Origin of the sequence: Catellatospora sp. NPDC049111 (genome assembly GCF_040648615.1) — a bacterium.
GTDB classification, from domain to species: domain Bacteria; phylum Actinomycetota; class Actinomycetes; order Mycobacteriales; family Micromonosporaceae; genus Catellatospora; species Catellatospora aurea.
This window is the reverse complement of record NZ_JBEZEB010000001.1, coordinates 94792-112657: the sequence shown is the minus strand read 5'-3', so window position 1 is coordinate 112657 and position 17866 is coordinate 94792. Positions and strand designations below refer to the sequence as shown.

Genomic DNA, 17866 nt, shown 5'->3' with positions numbered 1-17866 from the left:
AGCAGATCCACACCGGCCGCAGTGGTTTTCCACAAGCGGCGGTTCGTCCACAGGCGGGCCAGGTCGCGTGGTTGTCCGGCGCGGGGGCGACCGCGACTCTGCCGTGCATGACTTCCGACTCCACCGCCGTGCTGGACGAGCTGGCGCACCGCCAGCAGCAACTGCTTACCCGCGCGCAGGTGCTGGCCACCGGGCATACCGACATGATGATCTACCGTCGGATCCAGACCGGCCGCTGGCAGCGGGTGCTCGCCGGCGTCTACTGCGTGCACGGCGGCACCCTCACCGACGAGCAGCGTCGCGTCGCAGCAACCCTGTACGCGGGTCCCGACGCGCAGATCACCGGCCCCAGCGCACTGGCCTGGTACGGCTTCCGCGCCCTGCCGCCCGCGCCCGAGGTGAACCTCCTCGTCCCGCACGCGACCCGTTGCCGCTCCAACGGCTTCGCCGTGGTGAAGCGGGCACTGTCCCTGGACAGCCGTGCCCGGCACACCGAGCACTACCGGGTGGCCAGCCCGGCCCGCGCGGTCGTCGACACCTGTCGTGAGCTGCGCGAGCTGCGGATCGTGCGGGCGGTCATGGCGGAGGCCGTGCAGCGGTTCCGGGTGCCGTTGAAGGGGCTCGACCTGGAGATCCGGCGAGCGGGCCGCAGCCGCACCGCGGTGGTGCGCAAGGTGCTGGCCGAGATCGCCGGCGGCGCGCGTTCAGCACCCGAGGCGCAGGCCCGTGCCCTGCTCGCCAACCTGCCGGAACTGGGCACGGTGCTGTGGAATCCGCGGCTGGTGCTGACGGACGGCACGCCGCTGCCCACGCCCGACGGCTACGTGCCGGGCGCGGCGCTGGCGATCGAGGTGGACTCCCGGGAGTTCCATCTGAGCCCCGAGGACTGGGCCCGTTCGCTGGAGCGGCACAACCTGCTCGGCCGGCACGGCGTACAGGTGCTGCACTTCACGCCCTCGTTCGTGGCGGGTCGCCCGGAAGAGGTACGCCGGATCGTCGCCGAGGCCGCGACCCTGAGAAGGGGGTTCCGCACCAGCGTGCGCGTGGTGCGGAGTTAAGAAGGTGCCCTTCCTCTACGGATACCGATGGGAAGGTGCCCTTCCTTCAGCGGGGTGGGCGGTGGGTGCTGGTGGGGCGGGAGCCCGAGGGGCGGGAGCCGTGCGGTCGGGTGCCGGCGGGTCGGGTGCCTGCCCAGCGCGCTGCGGACGATCGTATGACCCCAAATTGGGACTCGACGTGCGCCAGGTGCCGTTCTACGTTGTCAGGTGCCATGTCGGACCTCCTCGATACCTCACCTAACGACCGCGCTGACGGGCGGTCGCTGCCCGGTGCGCGTCACCGGGCGGGTTCGAGGGGTGGCAGGACTGCTGCTCAGACTGCTCGGCGCAGGGTCGGGGTGGGTTTGAGGGCGGCGGGCCGGGGCAGGGCTTTCGGGGCGAGCCGGCGGCGTGCGCTGACAGGCAGGTCCAGGAACGAGGCGTCGAGCGCCACCAGCGCCTGCACCAGGGCGGACTGGAACTCGTCCGGGTCGGGCAGTTGCCAGCCGATGCTCTGCGGCGACACCTTCCAGCGGATCGGCCCGTCGGGCAGGACCGTGGGCGGGGCGGGGATCCACGAGCCGATGGAGTGGCGCACCACGTCGACCCGGTGGTCCAGTTCGGGGGCTAATGTGCCGCCCGAGCGCATCAGGAACATCCAGCTGCCCGCGGCGGTGACCGCGACGGGTCCGCGTACGCGGCCCGCGGACGTCGCGCGGCCGGGGCCGGTCGGCGGCCCGCACACGGCCCGTGAGCCGAGCAGGGCGGGCACCTCCAGCACGTCGAAGGCGTATCCGGTGGGCAGCAGCAGCGCGTGCGGGCGCTCGCTCCACCACTGGTCGAACTGCTCGGACCTGACGCTCGCCCGGGTCTCCCAGTCGTCGTACAGCGGGTGGCTGCTGGTGGCGAAGCAGTTCGTGCGGTCGCAGGCCATGCGCCGGCCGTTGAAGTATCCGCCTGGCATCACCGCCCAGCCGTGCTCGGCGAAACGCTGCGCTGCCAGGCGCAACCGCCGCCGTAACAGGCCTTTGCCGAACGGCGCCTGTGGCCACCGCATGAGTCCGACCCCCTCTTCCGGGTTAAGTGAGCCGATCCCGGAGATCGACATCCACGAAAGCCGTCACCGACGCGTCGAGTCGTCGTTACATCGACAACAGTCCAGAGCAACCGTCTGAATGCATTGTCCAACTGCAACTTGCATCTGAAGATACGAGTGTCGGACCGGATGTGGGCGCACAGACTGTGCGACTCGGTCAGACCGACCCGATGAGGGGAGGGCTGGAGGATGGACGAGCTGCCGATAGGGCGCCGGGTGTCGTACTGGCGCAACCGCCGGAAGATGTCGCAGCAGGTCTTCGCCGACCGCCTGGGCAAGTCGAAGAGCTGGGTGGACAAGGTGGAGCGCGGCGTGCGCCGGCTCGACAAGTTCTCGGTCGTGTACGAGATCGCCGACGTGCTCCAGCTCGACGTCCAGCTGCTGCTGGGCAAGGACCCGGAGCGCCGGCCCGACAGCATGAACTGCATCGACCAGATCGAGGTCGCCGAGATCCGCTCCGCGCTGGAGCGCTACGACCAGATCAGCGCGTTCTTCTACGCGGCCCCCGAGCCGCCGCCGATCGCGGAGATGCGCAAGGCCGCCCTGCACGCGTGGCAGACCTGGGAGCACGGCCGCTACGGCGTGCTGGCCCGCGCGCTGCCCAAGCTGCTGCGCGACGCCCAGGCCGCCGACACGGCGTACGCCCACTCCGACGACTCCCGCGAGGCCGCGCACCTGCTCGGCCAGGTGTACCAGTTGGCGTCCTCGGTGCTGCGCAAGCTCGGCGAACTGGACCTGAGCTGGCTGGCCGCGGACCGCTCCATCGCGGTGTCGCAGCGGGCCGGCGACCAGCTGCTCGCCGGGGTGGCCACCACCCGGGTCGCGAACGCGCTGCGGGCGCTGGGCCGGCACCGGGCGGCTCTCGAAGTCAACGTCAACATCGCCAACCGGCTCTGCCCGACCCCGGGCGAGACCGCCGACGACCAGCTCTCGGTGTACGGCTTCCTGCTGCTGCAGGGCGCGATGGCCGCTTCCTGCATCGGTGACAGCGCGACCATGCGCGACCTGCTGACCGCGGCCCAGGACGCGGCGGCCGGGCTCGGCGGCGACAAGAACCACTACTGGACCAGCTTCGGCCCGACCAACGTGCTGGTGCACCGAGCCGCGGCCGCGGTCGAGCTGGGCGAGGGGGGCCTCGCCATCGCCATCCACGACGGGCTCGACCCGGCGGCGTTCAACGCGATGCTGCCCGAGCGCCGGGCCCACCACTACCTCGACATGGCGCGCGGCTTCGCCCAGGTCGGCGACGTCGAGCGGGCGGGCGAGATGCTGCTGGAGGGCGACCTGCTGGCGCCCGCCGAGATCCGCTGCCGGCCGATCGCCCACGAGGTGCTCAGCGACGTGCTGCGGCGCACCCGCGGCACGCCCACCGCCGCGCTGGCCGAGCTGGCCGAACAGATGGGGGTGGGCGTGTGAGCGGCCGGGTCCGACCCGCTCGTGCCGGGCATGGCAGGGTGGCCGCATGAGCGACCAGTCGCAGCCGGGCGGCCGCCCGGTCCTCTACGTCATCGCCTGCGGGTCGCCGGTGACCCGCGACGTCGGTCGGCTCGTCGGGGCGGCCCAGGAACGCGGCTACAACGTGTGTGTGGTGGTGACGCCCGACGGGCGCAAGTTCGTCGACGTGCCCGCGCTCGCGACGCAGACCGGGCATCCCGTGCGCAGCACCTACAAGAACCCCGGTGATCCCGACGTGCTCCCGTCGCCGGACGCGCTGCTCGTGGCCCCGACGACGGTGAACACCGTGAACAAGTGGGGCGCGGGCATCGCGGACACGCTGGCCCTGGGGCTGATCGTGGAGAGCCAGGGCAAGGGGCTGCCGATCGTGGCGATGCCGTTCACCAACGCGGCGATGGCCCGGCACCCGGCGTTCCAGGAGAACATCGTGCGGCTGCGCGGCTGGGGCATCACCGTGCTGTACGGCGACGACGTGCTGAAACTGCCCGCCCCCGGCGAGGGCGACGCGTACCGCCACGAGTTCCCGTGGGCGCTGGCCCTGGACGCGGTGGAGAAGCTCTGCCCGCCGGGGGCCTGACGCCGCCCGCGCCACGCGGGACCGCGCCCGTTGCGCAGTAGTCTGTCCGGGTGACCTGGACTGTCGCGTCTTTCACCGCACTGCTGGAGACCGAGTTCCCGCCGCGGTGGGCCGAACCGTGGGACCGCGTCGGGCTGGTCGCCGGGCGTCCCGAGCAGCCGGTGACGCGCGTGCTGGCGGTGGTCGACGTGCTGCCGAGCACGGTCGCCGAGGCGCTCGACACCGGCGCCGACATGATCATCGCGCACCATCCGCTGCTGCTCAGCGGCGTGTCGTCGGTGGCCGCGACGACCTACCAGGGCCGGATCATCCACGACCTGATCGGCAACGGGGTGGCGCTGTACGTCGCGCACACCAACGCCGACGTCGCCGAGCCCGGTGTCAGCGACGCGCTCGCCGACGCGATCGGCCTGCTCGACACCCGCCCGCTGCGGCCCACCGAGGAAGGCCGCGGCTTCGGCCGGATCGGCCGCCTGCCCGCGCCACTGACCCTGGGCGAGTTCGCGCACCTCGCGGCCGCCGCGCTGCCGGTCGCCAACTGGGGCGTACGCGTCTCCGGCGACCCGGCCCGGCCGGTGTCCACCGTCGCGGTGTGCGGCGGGTCCGGCGACGAGTTCATCCCCGACGCCGTCGCCGCCGGCGTGGACGTCTACCTGACGGGGGACCTCAAACACCACCGGGTCGCGGACCTGCGGGCCTCGGGCGGCCCGGCGCTGGTCGACGCGGGGCACTACGCCACCGAGCGGCCCTGGCTGACACCCCTGGCCGCTTGGCTGCGTACGGCGACCGGACTTGAGACCATCGTCTCCGACACGACCACCGACCCGTTCGGGTTCCACGCCTGCGCGACACTTGACCCGGTCGCCTGAACGTGGCCTTTGACAACTGGACAACCGCGAGAGAAGGAGTGCCGACGTGAAGGCCGACCCGAAGGACCAGCAGCGGTTGCTCGACCTGCAGGCGATCGACACCACGCTGCAGCAGCTGGCGCACCGGCGCAAGAACCTGCCGGAGTTCGCCGAGCTGGACGTGCTCGGCAAGGCGATCGGCCGGCTGGAGGACGAACGGGCCCGCGCCGAGGTCGACGTCGACGACCTGGACCGCGACATCGCCCGCCTGGAGCGCGAGGTCGACACCGTGCGCCAGCGCAGTGCCAAGGACCAGCAGCGGATGGACGACGGCCGGCTGCCCGCGCGGGAGCTGACCGCGCTGGAGCACGAGATCGGCTCGCTCAAGCGGCGGCAGTCGGAGCTGGAGGACGCCGAGCTGGAGCTGATGGAGAAGCGCGAGACGGCGCAGGCCGCCCTCGACGCCGTCGACGAGAAGATCTCCGTCGCCCGGGAGAAGCGCATCGCCGCGGAGGCCCGCCGGGACGAGTCGATCGCGGAGATCACCAAGGAAGCGGAGTGGAAGCAGACGGCCCGCCGTCCGCTGGCCGCCGACCTGCCCGCCGAGCTGGTGCAGCTGTACGACAAGATCCGTGAGTCGTCCGGCGGGCTCGGCGCGGCCCTGGTGCAGCACGGCCGCTGCGGCGGGTGCCGGCTGGAGCTGTTCGGCGCGGACCGCAACCGGGTCAAGACCGCCGCCCCGGACGAGGTCGTGCGCTGCGAGGAGTGCCGCCGCATCATGGTCCGCACCGCGGAGTCCGGGCTGTGAGCATCGGGAAGGTCATCGTCGAGGCCGACGGCGGCGCGCGCGGCAACCCCGGCCCGGCCGGATACGGCGCGGTCGTGCGCGACCCGGCCAGCGGCGAGGTCCTCGCCGAACGGGCCGCCGCGCTCGGCGTGACCACCAACAACGTCGCCGAGTACCGGGGCCTCATCGCCGGGCTGCAGGCCGCCGCCGAGCTGGGCGCGTCGCAGGTCGAGGCGCGCATGGACTCCAAGTTGGTGGTCGAGCAGATGTCCGGCCGCTGGCAGATCAAGCACCCGGGGCTGCGCCCGCTGGCCGCCGAGGTGGCCACGCTGGTGCGCAAGTTCGACCAGGTCACGTACACGTGGATTCCGCGCGAGCGCAACCGGGCCGCCGACGCCCTGGCCAACGCGGCCATGGACGCCGCCAAGGGCGGGGCCGCCACGGGGACTCTCGACGGTGAGACCGCCTTCGGGATCGTCACCGCGTGGGATGCGGACGCCTTCCCGGCGGTCCCCGAATCCGGCGAACCGGCTTCCGGCGCGGCAGCGGGCGCCGGGTCGGGCCGGGCGGCAGCTCAGGGCACCGCGGCAACCAACCGGACCGCCGGCTCCGGTTCTGCCGCGGGCTCCGCCGCCGCGGCGGGGCGGCCGCGCGAGGACTGGGCCCCGCGAACCGCCCCGGCCACCCGGCTGGTGCTGGTCAGGCACGGGGAGACCGAGCTGACCGCGCAGAAGCGCTACTCCGGGCGCGGTGACGTGCCGCTGTCGGCGGTGGGGGAGGAGCAGGCCGCGGCCGCCGGACGGCGGGTCGCGGGAATGCGCCCCGACCGGGTGGTCAGCTCGCCGCTGAGCCGGTGCAAGGCCACCGCGGCCGCGATCGCGTCCGCGGCGGGCGGCGTCCCGGTGAGTGTGGAGAACGACCTCATCGAGTGCGACTTCGGCGTGTGGGAGGGGCTGACCTTCGGCGACGTGCGCGAGCAGTACCCGGCCGAGCTGGACGCCTGGCTGGCCTCGACCTCGGTCGCGCCACCGAAGGGCGAGTCGTTCCAGCAGGTCGCCAAGCGGGTGCGCGGGGTGATGGGCAAGCTGCAGAAGGCGTACGAGGGCCAGACGGTGGTCATCGTGTCGCACGTGTCGCCGATCAAGCTGATCCTGCGCGACGCGCTCGCGGCGGGCGACGCGTTCCTGTACCGGCTGCTGCTGGACCCGGCCGGCGTCTCGATCGTCGACGTGTGGCCCGACGGGGGCGTCTCGGTGCGCTCGGTGAACGACACCGCACATCTGCTGCCCAGCGCCTGACAAGCGTTAAGAAGGGCACCTGCTACAACGCGGAGCGTTGTGCAGGTGCCCTTCCTTTGGTCTAGGCGAGGGTGAAGCGGACCAGGCGCTTGGCGGGGTCGGCTTGGGTGAGGCGGACGGTGATCTGGTCGCCGGCGGTGAGCTGGCCGTCGCAGCGGGCGCGGACCGCGGGCTCGGTGAGGGCCACCGTGCCGCCGGGCTTGCCGTGGTTGGTGTCGAGCACGGTCGCGGGGAAGGTCTCGCCGATGCGGTTGGCCAGGATGGTCGCCTCGACCAGGTCGATCGCGCCGCGTTCGGCCGCGGAGGAGACGCGGTCGGTGCCGGACATGACGGCGGGCAGCTCGGGCAGGGCCGCGGCGGCCCAGGCGGGCACCTCACGGCCATCGTGCAGGGCCAGGCACACCTCGGTGACGTACCGGTCGGCCAGGCGCCGCAGCGGAGCCGTGACGTGGGCGTACGCCGCCGCGACGGCGCTGTGCTCCGGCTGCTCCGGCACCTGCCCGGCGAACGGCGTGTACCCGGCTCCGCGCAGCAGCTCCGCGGCCTCGTCGACGAACGCGGCGTCCTTGGGCCGGGCCGGGTCCAGCCCCGCGAGCACCTGGCCCACGGTCATGTCCACGGGCCAGTCCACGCCCAGGCCTTTCGCCGCGATCCGCAGCCGGGCCACCGCCTCCGGATCCGGGGCGGGCATGGTCCGCAGCAGGCCGATCCGCCCCGCCAGCATGATGTCCGCGGCCGCGCGGCCGGTCAGCAGCGAGATCTGGGCGTTCCACTCCTCGGCGGGCAGCGGGGCGCGCAGGCGCAGCTGCCAGCCCGTGCCGTCCGGCTCGATCTCCTGCTCGGGCATGGGCAGGTTGATCGCACCCCGCTCCAGGCCCCGCGCGGTCAGCAGGCGGCCCAGTTCCGGCAGCAGCGCGATCGGCTCGGCGAGCACGCCTTTGTCCACATCGGCCTGCACACCCTCGTAGGCGAGCTTGGCCCGGCTGCGCACCCGCGCCCGCTCCATGCGTACGCCGACCGTGTCGCCGTCGGCGGAGACGTCGATCGTCCACACCACCGCGGCCCGGTCCACGCCGGGCAGCAGGCTGACCGCGCCCTCGCTGAGCACCTGCGGGTGCAGGGGAACCTTGCCGTCGGGCAGGTACACCGTCTGCCCGCGCCGCCAGGTCTCGGCCTCCAGCGGGCTGTCCGGCACGACGTACGACGCGACGTCGGCGATGGCGTAGTGCACCCGGTAGCCGCCGTCGCGGCGGAACAGGCATACCGCCTGGTCGAGGTCGCGGGAGCCGGGCGGGTCGATGGTGACGAAGGGCAGCTCGGTGCGGTCCGTGTCGGGCAGCTTCACCTCGGCGGCCGCCGCCACGGCCTGCGCCTGGGCGGCGGGCGGGAAGCCGTCGGGCAGTTCCAGCTCGCGACGCAGTCCGGTGAAGTCGATGGCCTCGGCGTGCAGTCGGCGGTATGCCATTGGTCATTCTTACCAGGTGTGCGCGCGCCACGGCCCCGCCCGTACGGGCGGTAACGGCGACTCGGTGCCATCCGCAGGTCACGCTGTGGATGACACCGATCAGGGCGACGTTGCCCCGCTAACGCATGGCCGTGCGGGCCATCTTCTTCATCGCCGTCTTGCGCATGGTGGCCTTGCGGGCCGGGGCGGTCTTCGCCATCGCCTTTCGGGCGGGCGCGCTCTTGCGGGCGGTGGTCGCCTTCTTCATCGGCGTCACCTTCTTGGCCGCCATGGTCTTCTTCGCCGTGGCGCGGCCGGTGGCGGTCCGGCGCACCCCTGCGGTGATCTTCTTCGCCCCGGTAGCCTTGCGGGCTGCCGTCGTCTTCTTCGCCGCCGCGGTGGTCTTCCGGGCCGTGGTCGTCTTCCGGACCGCAGTGGTGCTCTTGCGCGCCGGCGAAGTCTTCTTCGCGGTCGTGGTCTTGCGGACCGTGGTCGACTTGCGGGCCGTCGCCTTGCGGGCGGGCGAGGTCTTCTTCGCGACCGCGGTCTTCTTCGCCGCGGTGGTCTTTCTGGCAGGCGACGCCTTCTTGGCCGCCGTCTTGCGGGCCGCGGTGGTCTTCTTCGCGGCGGCCGTCTTCTTCACCGTGGCGGTGATCCTGCGGACGCCGGTGCTGCGCGCCGCCGCCGTGGTCTTCTTGGCGGTCGCCTTCTTCGCAGTGGTCTTCTTCGCGGCCGTCGTCTTCTTGGCGGCGGTGGTCTTCTTGACCGCCGTGGTCTTCTTGACGGCGGCCTTCTTGGCCGGGGACGTCTTCTTCGCCGCGGTGGTCTTCTTCGCGGTGGTCGTCTTCCGAGCCGGCGCGGCCTTCTTCATCGGCGTCGTCCTCTTGGCGGCGGTCGTCTTCTTCGCCGTCGTGGTCTTCTTCGCGGCCGTCTTCTTGACGGCGGCAGTGACCTTCTTGACGCCGGTGGTGCGGGCGGCCGCCGTGGTCTTGCGCGCGGCGGTGGTCTTCTTGGCGGCGGTGGTCTTCTTCGCCGCCGCGGTGGTCTTCTTGGTGGTGGCCTTCTTGGCCGGGGACGTCTTCTTGGCGGTGGTCTTCTTCGCCGTGGTCGTCTTGCGCGCGGTGACGGTCTTCTTGGCGGGCGAGGTCTTCCTGGCAGGCGCGGCCTTCTTCGCCGCGGCCGGCCGGCTCGGCGCCTTCTTGGCTACCGCCTTCTTGGCAGCGGCCTTCTTCGCTGGGGCCTTCTTCGCTGCGGCCTTGGCTACGGCCATCGCTTGTCCTCCTCACGGGAACGTCCTGCCGGAATGTCTCCGGCGGAACCGCGAAACAGCGGTGGCCACGGCGCTTCCTCCCGCGCACTGCTGCTCCAGACATCACTGTGCGCCGCAAAAGGCCCATGTGCTGGCGAAATCCGTAAAAAAGTCAAATTGCTATGAGTGCCGATGTCACCGCTCCACAGTGCACGTATCGCGGCATCGGTTGCCCCGCCGCGCTTTGCGGCACGCGGGGCTCAGGTCTGGCGAGGACCCGCCAACCCGGCCAACCGCGCCAGGATCGCCCGTTGCGGCTCGGTCTCCGGCACCGGAAGCCCACGCGCGGCACCGATCGCGGCCATCGCGTCCGCGGCGCTCGCCCCGAGCCGGATCAGCACCCCGCCCGCGATGACGGTGGCCCGGCCGATCCCGCCGAAACAGTGCGCCAGCACGAACCGTCCGGCCGCCACCTCGTCGGCGAGCTGCTCCGTCAGCGCCTGGTACGCGGCGAAGTCCGGCACGCCCAGATCGGCGATGGGGAAGGAGACGAACCGCATCCCGGCCGCACGCACCGCCGCCGCCTCGCCGCGCAGGTCGAGCCGGTCGTATTCGGGGCCGGTCAACGCAGAGACCACGATGTCGACCCCGTGCCGGCGCAGGCGGGCTACCTCGTCGTCCAGCCGGTCGCCGCCCGCCGGACGCGGCATCACCGCAAGCTTGCCCGCAGCGGGCCAGTCGACGACGTGGGGATTGGTGGGCATAGGGCCGCCTCAGCCGACCAGGACCTTCACCACGGCCTCGCCGTCGGCGGCCGCGCGGTGGTAGAACGCGGCGAGGCCCTCGGCGTGCCGGGCCAGACGCCGCGCGAGCAGGTCGTCCCAGGGTCGGGTGGAGTAACCGCGCAGCACCGCGGCCAGTTCGACTTCGCGCCGCGCGATCCACGAGCCGGGCTCGGCCCCGTGCAGGAACTCCGAGACCGCGCGGACCTCGCCGACGGTGAGCACGCCGACCTCGTCGTCGGACGCCCCGGACAGGTCGACCGGATGCCAGGCCCCGCCCGAGACGACCAGCCCGGCCACCGGGTGACCGGGGCCCTGGCTGCCCGCGAAGAGCACCTCCAGCAGCAGGTAGTGCTCGGGGACAGCGCGCAGCGTGCCGTCGGCCACGGCCTGCTCGTACGCCGTGTCGTCGAACACCGGCGAGCGGTCCCACAACCGGCGCGGCGAACCCGCCAGCGCCTCCTCCGGCACCCGCTGCCAGTACATGTCGACGCCGGTCACGGTTTCAGGCCTTCGACTTCGCCGGGCTCTGCGGCCGGGCCCCGGCGGGCTTGGCCTTCTCGCCGCCGGCCGCCCACTTGTCCAGGTCGAAGCGGAACCAGCCGCCCTTGACGTCACGCCCGCTGCCCAGCGCCAGCACCGCACGGATCTTCGCGGTCTGCTTGCCGTACACCTTGAGCAGTTCGGCCACGTCGGTCACCGGGACCGTCCAGGTGGCCGAGTGGTGACCCTCCACCTTGTACGGCAGCTCCGGCCCCTTGCGGCTCTGCCCACCCACCATGTGCCGCCCGCGCAGGCCCTTGACCTCGAACTCGCAGGTCACCACCTGCACCGCGCCGAGTGTCCCGTTCGTCACTGTTGTGGCGATCAGGAACTCTTTGGCATCACCCGGGCCGAAGTTGTTGATGTGGTACAGCCGCGCGCTCGGGGCCAGCCGGGTGCGCCGGTAACCGGCCAGCGCCACGGCCAGGCTCAGTAGGGCGATCAGGACACCGGCGAGCGCGAGCATCCGTGCGGGGGTATCGGACACCGGGTGACTATGGCACGAAACTCCCCGGGGGAGGAAGCCGAGTACACCGTGCTGCGGACCGTCGCCGGTTCGTTGGTCAGGCATGAGACTCGACGTGCCGGCATCGAAGCTGCTCCGCGTGCTGCTGTGGAGCGTGGCCGCGATCCACCTGCTCAGCCTCGGGTTCACGATCGTCTACCACGGCTTCGGGGTGTACGACCTCATCCCGTACTGGGGCCGGATCGTCAAGTTCTTCTACGTCGACAAGGAGCAGAACCTGCCCACCTGGTTCTCCAGCGGGCTGCTGTTCCTCGCCGCGCTGCTGCTGTGGCAACTGGGCGGTGCGCACGCGCGCTTCCGCCGCCACTGGCGGGTGCTGGCGGTCGTCTTCACCGGGCTGTCGCTGGACGAGTTCTCGCAGTTCCACGAGCTGGGGGCCCAGGCCGACGTGCTCGACGCGGGCGAGGCGTCGTACCTGTCCTGGCTGGTGCTCGCCGCGCCCCTGGTGCTCGTGCTCGCCCTGGCGTACCTGCGCTTCCTGCTCGCCCTGCCGCCCCGCGTCCGCTGGCTCATGCTCGGCGCGGCCGCGCTGTTCCTCGGCGGGGCGGCCGGAATCGAGGTGCTGGGCGCCTACACCGGCCGGGAGAACATCGGCTTCACCCCCGGCTGGGCCTCCATGCGCTACGTGCTGGCCGCCTCAGCCGAGGAACTGTGCGAAATGCTCGGCGTGGTCCTCTTCCTGTACGCCACCGCCCTGCACCTCCAGAACCTCCTCCCCATCACCCCGACCCCCACCCGCCCCTCCCCCCGCCACCCCGCAGGAAAGGAAGGGCACCTTCACATCGCCATAGGTGGTGGAAGGGCACCTTCCTAACTCGTCGCGCGCTGCGGGGCAGGTCAGGGCTGCTCATGCGGTGTTAACAACGTGCGGCCTAAGGTTGCGGCCCATGACGCAGGAAGATCGACCGCAGCCCCCCGTGCGTGCCAAGGTGCGTCTGGTGCAGGGGGCGATGTGGCTTCTGGCACTGGGTGTCGGCGCGCCGGTGCTGGCCCTCGGCCTGGAACGCAGCGGGGCCGTCTTCGGAAACTGGTGGGACTGGCCGGAACTGTGGGCGCGCGACATGTGGGCCATCGGCGTCGGGCTGGCCGTGTTCCTCGGTGCGACGGCGGTCGGACTCGCGGTTTCGGCCGCTCACCGGCGGTGGGTCGGGGTCGGCACGTTCGGGCCGGTGCTGGCGGTGTCGCTGGTCGCGGTCGGGCTTGCCTACGCGGCGCATCCGGAGCGCTTCGGCGACGTGTGGGCGGAGATCACGAGCGGCCGCCTGCCCGGCTTCTGAGGGCGTACAGGGACGGACGAGTCGGCCTGTACGCCGGATTCTGTGCCGCGCTCGCGCGCGGCGGCGGCCATCCATCTAGGCCTGCCGTCGCCGGCAGGCTCGAGCAACCTACCCGCGGACATCGGGCGGGCCACCCTCGAACGTCCGCGCGGCCACCCGCCCGCCGAAGCGGATCGAGCGGCCTCTCTTGGTCTTGCTCCGGGTGGGGTTTACCTAGCCACCCCGGTCACCCGGGGTGCTGGTGAGCTCTTACCTCACCGTTTCACCCTTACCCGCTGCCCCGAGGGGAGCGGGCGGTCTGTTCTCTGTGGCACTGTCCCGCGGGTCGCCCCGGGTTGCCGTTAACAACCACCCTGCCCTGTGGAGTCCGGACGTTCCTCGGCACCGCCGGGCCGGAGCCCGTGGTGACGCGACCGCCCGGCCGACTCGTCCGTCGCGTTGACCATGATACGTCCCGGCAGGCGGGGGATCGTTGGCCGCTGCCGATGATCGCTGTTTCGGGTCGAGATCTGCGGTCTGACCGCACTTCTCGACCCGAAACGACGATCATGCCGCCGAACCGCCCGGAGTACGCCGCCGCCGTTAGCCTCCGAGGGTGATGGATCTCGGGGCGTTGCTGGTGCTCGGTGCCGCCGGTGTGGCGGCCGGGAGTGTGAACGCCGTCGCCGGGGGCGGGTCGCTGGTGATGCTTCCCGTGCTGCTCGCGCTGGGGGTGCCGCCGATCCAGGCCACGGTCACCAACTCGATCTCGGTTACCGGCGGTTACTTCGCCAGCGTGCTGGGGACCTGGTCCGACCTGCGCGGGCAGTCGGAACGGCTGAGGGCGCTCGCACCCACCGTGCTGCTCGGGGCGGTCACCGGTTGCGTGCTGCTGCTGCACACACCGCCGGGCGTGTACACCAAGCTGATGCCGCTGCTGGTGCTGGCGGCGTCGCTGCTGCTGGCGTTCCAGACGCGGGTGAGCCGTCTGGTGGGCGAGCCGCACGCGCAGCCGGTCTGGTTGCGGTTCGTGCTGCTCTTTCTCGTCGGGGTGTACGGCGGTTACTTCAACTCGGTGCTCGGCGTGATCCTGATCGCGGTGCTGAGCGTGGTCGTGGTCGAGTCGCTGAACCGCATCGTGGCACTCAAGAACATCCTCCAGCTGGTCGTGGGCGTGGTCGCCACGACGATGTACTCGCTGTTCGGCCCGGTCTACTGGCCCGCGGTGGCGGTGCTGGTGCCGGCGACGCTGCTGGGCGGATTCGTCGGCGCGCGGACGGGTCGGCGGCTGCCGGCGCGTACGCTGCGGGCGGTCATCGTCGCGTTCGGGGTGACCGTGGCGGGTGTGCTGTTCGTGCGAGCCATGTCATAGCGCTGTGAACGCTCGTTCAATGCGAGGATCAGGCATGGCATTGGACCTGGCTTCCCTTCCCGACGTCAGCGCACTGACGGTCGGCATCCTCGGCGGCACCGGCGATCAGGGCCGCGGGCTGGCATACCGGCTGGCCCTGGCGGGCCAGCACGTGCTGATCGGCTCGCGCAGCGCGGACCGGGCGGCCGCCTCGGCGGCGGAACTGGCGGAGCTGTCCGGCGGGAACGTCAGCGGAGGCGACAACGCCGACGTGGCGGGGCGCTCGGACGTGCTGATCGTCGCGGTGCCGTACGCGGGGCACGCCGAGACGCTGGCCGGGCTGGCCGACGCGCTGGTCGGCAAGATCGTGGTGGACTGTGTGAACCCGCTGGGCTTCGACAAGCAGGGGCCGTACGCGCTCAAGGTCGACGAGGGCAGCGCCGCGCAGCAGGCGGCGGCGATCCTGCCGGAGGCACGGGTGACGGCGGCGTTCCACCACGTCAGCGCCGAGCTGCTGGCGGATCCGGCGGTGACCCGGATGGACCTGGACATCCTGGTGCTCGGTGACGACCGCGAGGCGGTGGCCGTGGTGCAGGCCCTGGCCGGTCGCATCCCCGGCATGCGCGGCATCCACGCGGGCCGCCTGCGCAACGCCGCCCAGGTCGAAGCCCTCACCGCGAACCTGATCGCCATGAACAAGCGCTACAAGGCCCACTCCGGCATCCGCATCACCGACGTCTGACCAGCTCACGAGCCTGGGCCGTTAAGAAGGGCACCTTCACATCGCGGAGCGATGTGAAGGTGCCCTTCCTTTCGGGGTCAGAAGGTGTGGTCGGCGGTGGGGAAGGCGCCGTCGTGGACGTCGGCGGCGAATTCTGCGGCGGCGCGGGACAGGACGGCGTGGAGGTCGGCGTACTTCTTGACGAAGCGGGGGGTGGGGCCGGCGGAGGCGGGGCGCAGGCCGGCCATGTCCTGCCAGACGAGGACCTGGGCGTCGGTGTCGGGGCCCGCGCCGATGCCCACGGTGGGTACGCCGATCTCGGCGGTGACCTGCTTGGCGACGTCGCCGGGGACCATCTCCAGGACGACCGCGAACGCGCCCGCCGCGACGACCTCGCGGGCCTGGTGCAGCAGCGTGGCGGCGGCGTCGTCACCGCGGCCCTGGACCCGGTAGCCGCCGAGCTGGTGCTCGGACTGGGGGGTGAAGCCCAGGTGGGCCATGACAGGGATGCCCGCACCGGTGATCATCTGGATCTGGGCGGGGCGGAAGCCCTCCAGCTTGACCGCGTGGCAGCGGGCTTCCTTCATGAAGCGCACGGCGGTGCGCAGGGCGACCTCGGGGGACTCCTCGTATGTGCCGAACGGCAGGTCACCGACGATCAGCGCCCGCTTGGTGGCACCGACCACGGCGCGGACCAGGGGGAGCATCTCCTCGACCGTCACCGGCAGGGTCGACTCGTAGCCGAACACGTTGTTGGCCGCCGAGTCGCCGACGAGCAGCACCGCGATGCCCGCCTCGTCGAAGATCTGGGCGGTGTACTGGTCGTACGAGGTGAGCATGGCCCATTTCTCGCCGCGCTCCTTGGCCAGCTGCAGGTGGCGGGTGCGCACCCGCGAGCCGGCCGGCCCGCCGTAGAGGGAGGGCACACTGTCGGACATCGCTGTCTCCTCTCGCCTCGAGGCCGCGTTCACGGTCCCCGGGTCTCCAGGAGAATGTTTCCACCTGTTGAACACCCGATGTCAGGGTTCAGTGCAGTAATTCACTGAGACATGCTCGCCGGCTACCGCGGGCGACGAGACCTCAGCTCTCTCGCCACCGGTTCGTGATGGGCAGGCGGCGGTCGCGGCCGAACGCCTTGAACGAGATCTTGGTGCCGGGCGCGGACTGGCGGCGCTTGTACTCCGCCCCGTCGACCAGGCGAAGGATGCGGTCCACCAGGGCCGGTTCGTGGCCGTCGGCGACCAGTTCGTCGCGGCCCTGGTCGCCGTCGACGTAACCGGCCAGGATCGCGTCCAGCTGGTCGTACGGCGGCAGCGAGTCGGTGTCCAGCTGCCCCGGGCGCAGCTCGGCGCTCGGCGGCTTGGTGATGGAGCTCTCCGGGATCACCTCGCCGACCGTGTTGCGCCAGTGCGCGAGCTTCCACACCAGAGTCTTCGGCACGTCCTTGAGCGGGTTGAACGCGCCCACCGAGTCGCCGTACAGGGTCGAGTAGCCCACGGCCAGTTCGCTCTTGTTGCCGGTGGTGAGCACCAGGTGGCCTTCCTGGTTGGAGAGCGCCATCAGGATCACCGCGCGCACCCGGGCCTGCAGGTTCTCCACTGCCAGGCCGGACAGGTTCAGGTTGGACAGGAACGAGTCCACCATGTGCTCGATCGGCTCGATGCGGTAGTCCAGGCCGGTCAGCCGGGCCAGCTCGGCGGCGTCGTCGCGGGAGTGCTGCGACGAGTGGCCGCTGGGCATGGAGACGCCGACGACGTGCTCGGCTCCGAGCGCGTCCACCGCGATCGCGGCGACGACCGAGGAGTCGATACCGCCGGACAGACCCAGCAGCACCGACTTCGCGCCGTTCTTGCGTACGTAGTCGCGCAGGCCCAGCACCAGGGCGTTCCACACCTCGGCCTCGTCGCTGAGGCGGTCGGCGATCCCGGCGTCGGCGGCCGGGCCGGCAGGCTGGGCCCAGGAGGTGGTCAGCGGGACCCGGGCGACACGCATGGCGCCGAGGTGTCCGGTCGGCGCGTCCGGGTCGGCCTCGGGCAGGTGCAGGTCGTGCACGAGCAGCTGCTGGTGGAACTGCGGCCCCCGGGCGAGCAGCGTGCCGTCGGCGGCCACGAGCAGCGAGTCGCCGTCGAAGGTCAGCTCGTCCTGGCCGCCGATCATGTTGACGTACGCCACGGTCGCCCCGGCCTCGGCGGCCCGCCGCCGCACCAACGGCAGCCGCAGGTCGTCCTTGTTCAGCTCGTACGGCGAGCCGTTGATGTTGATGACGAGCCCGACCCGGGCCGACGCGGCCACCGCGAACGGGCCGCCGGCCTGCCAGATGTCCTCGCAGATGGTCAGCGCCAGGTCGGCCTGGCTGCCGTCGGCCCACTGCGCCCGCACCACGGTCAGCGTGTCGCCGGGCACGAAGTAGCGGTCCTCGTCGAACACGCCGTAGTTGGGCAGGTGGTGCTTGTCGTAGCGGGCGGCGACCACACCGCGGTGCAGCAGCGCCAGCGAGTCGCGGGGGCCGACCGGGGAGGTCGAGTCCGCGCCGAGCCGCGCCGGGCCGTCCGCGTCCAGGTAGCCCACGATGACGGCCAGCTCGCCCAGCCCGTCGCCGGCCAGGTCCTCGGCCAGCTTCACCAGCGCCTGCTGGGACGCCTCGACGAAGGACTGCCGGAACACCAGGTCCTCGACCGGGTATCCGGTCAGCATCATCTCGGGGAAGGCGACCAGGTGCGCGCCGGCCTCGGCGGCCCGCGCGGACCACTCGCGGACGATGGCGGCGTTGCCGACGAGATCGCCGACGGTCGGGTTCACCTGGGCGAGTGCGAGACGCAGCGTGGCGGTCATGCCCTCATCTTCCCGCACACCCCACCCGCCGCGCGTTTCCCACCAGGGGTGTGCCCCGCCACAG

18 protein-coding genes and 1 other RNA gene are annotated in these 17866 nt (G+C 71.8%); 10 read left to right on the top strand and 9 right to left on the bottom strand.

The window, feature by feature from the left end; all coding sequences use genetic code 11:
* The first annotated feature begins 107 nt into the window (after positions 1-107).
* Positions 108-1058 (top strand): type IV toxin-antitoxin system AbiEi family antitoxin domain-containing protein, encoded by a 951-nt coding sequence (locus AB0B66_RS00570; RefSeq protein WP_360520617.1) that lies wholly within the window; start codon positions 108-110, stop codon positions 1056-1058.
* Positions 1059-1371: 313 nt separating this feature from the next.
* Here the strand turns inward: AB0B66_RS00570 and AB0B66_RS00565 are convergent, their stop codons facing one another.
* On the bottom strand, positions 1372-2094 hold the full coding sequence (locus AB0B66_RS00565) for a bifunctional DNA primase/polymerase (RefSeq protein ID WP_360520614.1): 723 nt from the start codon (positions 2092-2094) through the stop codon (positions 1372-1374).
* 228 nt (positions 2095-2322) lie between these two features.
* Here AB0B66_RS00565 and AB0B66_RS00560 point away from each other — a divergent pair, with 228 nt between their 5' ends.
* From AB0B66_RS00560 to AB0B66_RS00540, 5 genes are read left to right on the top strand one after another with little or no spacing between them, the layout of a single operon-like run.
* Positions 2323-3549 (top strand): helix-turn-helix domain-containing protein, encoded by a 1227-nt coding sequence (locus AB0B66_RS00560; RefSeq protein WP_360520611.1) that lies wholly within the window; start codon positions 2323-2325, stop codon positions 3547-3549.
* A gap of 46 nt (positions 3550-3595) precedes the next feature.
* Entirely contained in the window at positions 3596-4165 is a 570-nt protein-coding gene (locus AB0B66_RS00555) for a flavoprotein (protein ID WP_360520608.1), read from the top strand.
* A 50-nt stretch (positions 4166-4215) separates the two neighbouring features.
* Entirely contained in the window at positions 4216-5034 is an 819-nt protein-coding gene (locus AB0B66_RS00550; RefSeq protein ID WP_360520605.1) for a Nif3-like dinuclear metal center hexameric protein, read from the top strand.
* A 46-nt stretch (positions 5035-5080) separates the two neighbouring features.
* Positions 5081-5821: a C4-type zinc ribbon domain-containing protein gene (locus AB0B66_RS00545; protein ID WP_360520602.1), complete on the top strand. Its 741-nt coding sequence runs from the start codon at positions 5081-5083 to the stop codon at positions 5819-5821.
* Positions 5818-7098: a bifunctional RNase H/acid phosphatase gene (locus AB0B66_RS00540; RefSeq protein WP_360520599.1), complete on the top strand. Its 1281-nt coding sequence runs from the start codon at positions 5818-5820 to the stop codon at positions 7096-7098. The genes AB0B66_RS00545 and AB0B66_RS00540 overlap by 4 nt, the downstream gene beginning before the upstream one ends.
* Before the next feature lie 61 nt (positions 7099-7159).
* On the opposite strand, the gene AB0B66_RS00535 is transcribed toward AB0B66_RS00540, so the two are convergent.
* The 5 genes from AB0B66_RS00535 to AB0B66_RS00515 form a co-directional block, all read right to left on the bottom strand.
* Positions 7160-8563, bottom strand: a complete 1404-nt coding sequence (locus AB0B66_RS00535) for an RNB domain-containing ribonuclease (protein WP_360520596.1) — start codon at positions 8561-8563, stop codon at positions 7160-7162.
* A gap of 118 nt (positions 8564-8681) precedes the next feature.
* On the bottom strand, positions 8682-9812 hold the full coding sequence (locus tag AB0B66_RS00530; protein WP_360520593.1) for a hypothetical protein: 1131 nt from the start codon (positions 9810-9812) through the stop codon (positions 8682-8684).
* Between the two features lie 239 nt (positions 9813-10051).
* Complete coding sequence (locus tag AB0B66_RS00525) at positions 10052-10555, bottom strand: tyrosine protein phosphatase (RefSeq protein ID WP_360520590.1); 504 nt, start codon at positions 10553-10555, stop codon at positions 10052-10054.
* A gap of 9 nt (positions 10556-10564) precedes the next feature.
* The gene (locus AB0B66_RS00520; protein ID WP_360520587.1) at positions 10565-11074 is read right to left on the bottom strand and encodes a hypothetical protein; all 510 of its coding nucleotides are present in this window, start codon (positions 11072-11074) and stop codon (positions 10565-10567) included.
* Positions 11075-11078: 4 nt separating this feature from the next.
* A complete protein-coding gene (locus AB0B66_RS00515; protein ID WP_360520584.1) occupies positions 11079-11603 on the bottom strand; it encodes a hypothetical protein in 525 nt (174 codons plus the stop codon).
* A gap of 82 nt (positions 11604-11685) precedes the next feature.
* Between AB0B66_RS00515 and AB0B66_RS00510 the strand changes: the two genes are divergently transcribed.
* Both AB0B66_RS00510 and AB0B66_RS00505 read left to right on the top strand, forming a co-directional pair.
* Positions 11686-12456, top strand: coding sequence for a hypothetical protein (locus AB0B66_RS00510; RefSeq protein WP_360520582.1), 771 nt, complete (start codon positions 11686-11688; stop codon positions 12454-12456).
* Between the two features lie 73 nt (positions 12457-12529).
* Positions 12530-12919 (top strand): hypothetical protein, encoded by a 390-nt coding sequence (locus AB0B66_RS00505; RefSeq protein ID WP_360520579.1) that lies wholly within the window; start codon positions 12530-12532, stop codon positions 12917-12919.
* A gap of 13 nt (positions 12920-12932) precedes the next feature.
* Here the strand turns inward: AB0B66_RS00505 and rnpB are convergent.
* Positions 12933-13348: RNase P RNA component class A (gene rnpB / locus AB0B66_RS00500), an RNA gene on the bottom strand.
* 169 nt (positions 13349-13517) lie between these two features.
* Between rnpB and AB0B66_RS00495 the strand changes: the two genes are divergently transcribed.
* Entirely contained in the window at positions 13518-14270 is a 753-nt protein-coding gene (locus tag AB0B66_RS00495) for a sulfite exporter TauE/SafE family protein (RefSeq protein ID WP_360521705.1), read from the top strand.
* Positions 14271-14304: 34 nt separating this feature from the next.
* Positions 14305-14991, top strand: a complete 687-nt coding sequence (gene npdG, locus AB0B66_RS00490) for an NADPH-dependent F420 reductase (RefSeq protein ID WP_360520576.1) — start codon at positions 14305-14307, stop codon at positions 14989-14991.
* 77 nt (positions 14992-15068) lie between these two features.
* On the opposite strand, the gene panB is transcribed toward npdG, so the two are convergent.
* A complete protein-coding gene (panB, locus tag AB0B66_RS00485) occupies positions 15069-15908 on the bottom strand; it encodes a 3-methyl-2-oxobutanoate hydroxymethyltransferase (protein ID WP_360520573.1) in 840 nt (279 codons plus the stop codon).
* A 142-nt stretch (positions 15909-16050) separates the two neighbouring features.
* Entirely contained in the window at positions 16051-17802 is a 1752-nt protein-coding gene (locus AB0B66_RS00480; RefSeq protein WP_360520570.1) for an NAD+ synthase, read from the bottom strand.
* Between the last annotated feature and the right edge of the window lie 64 nt (positions 17803-17866).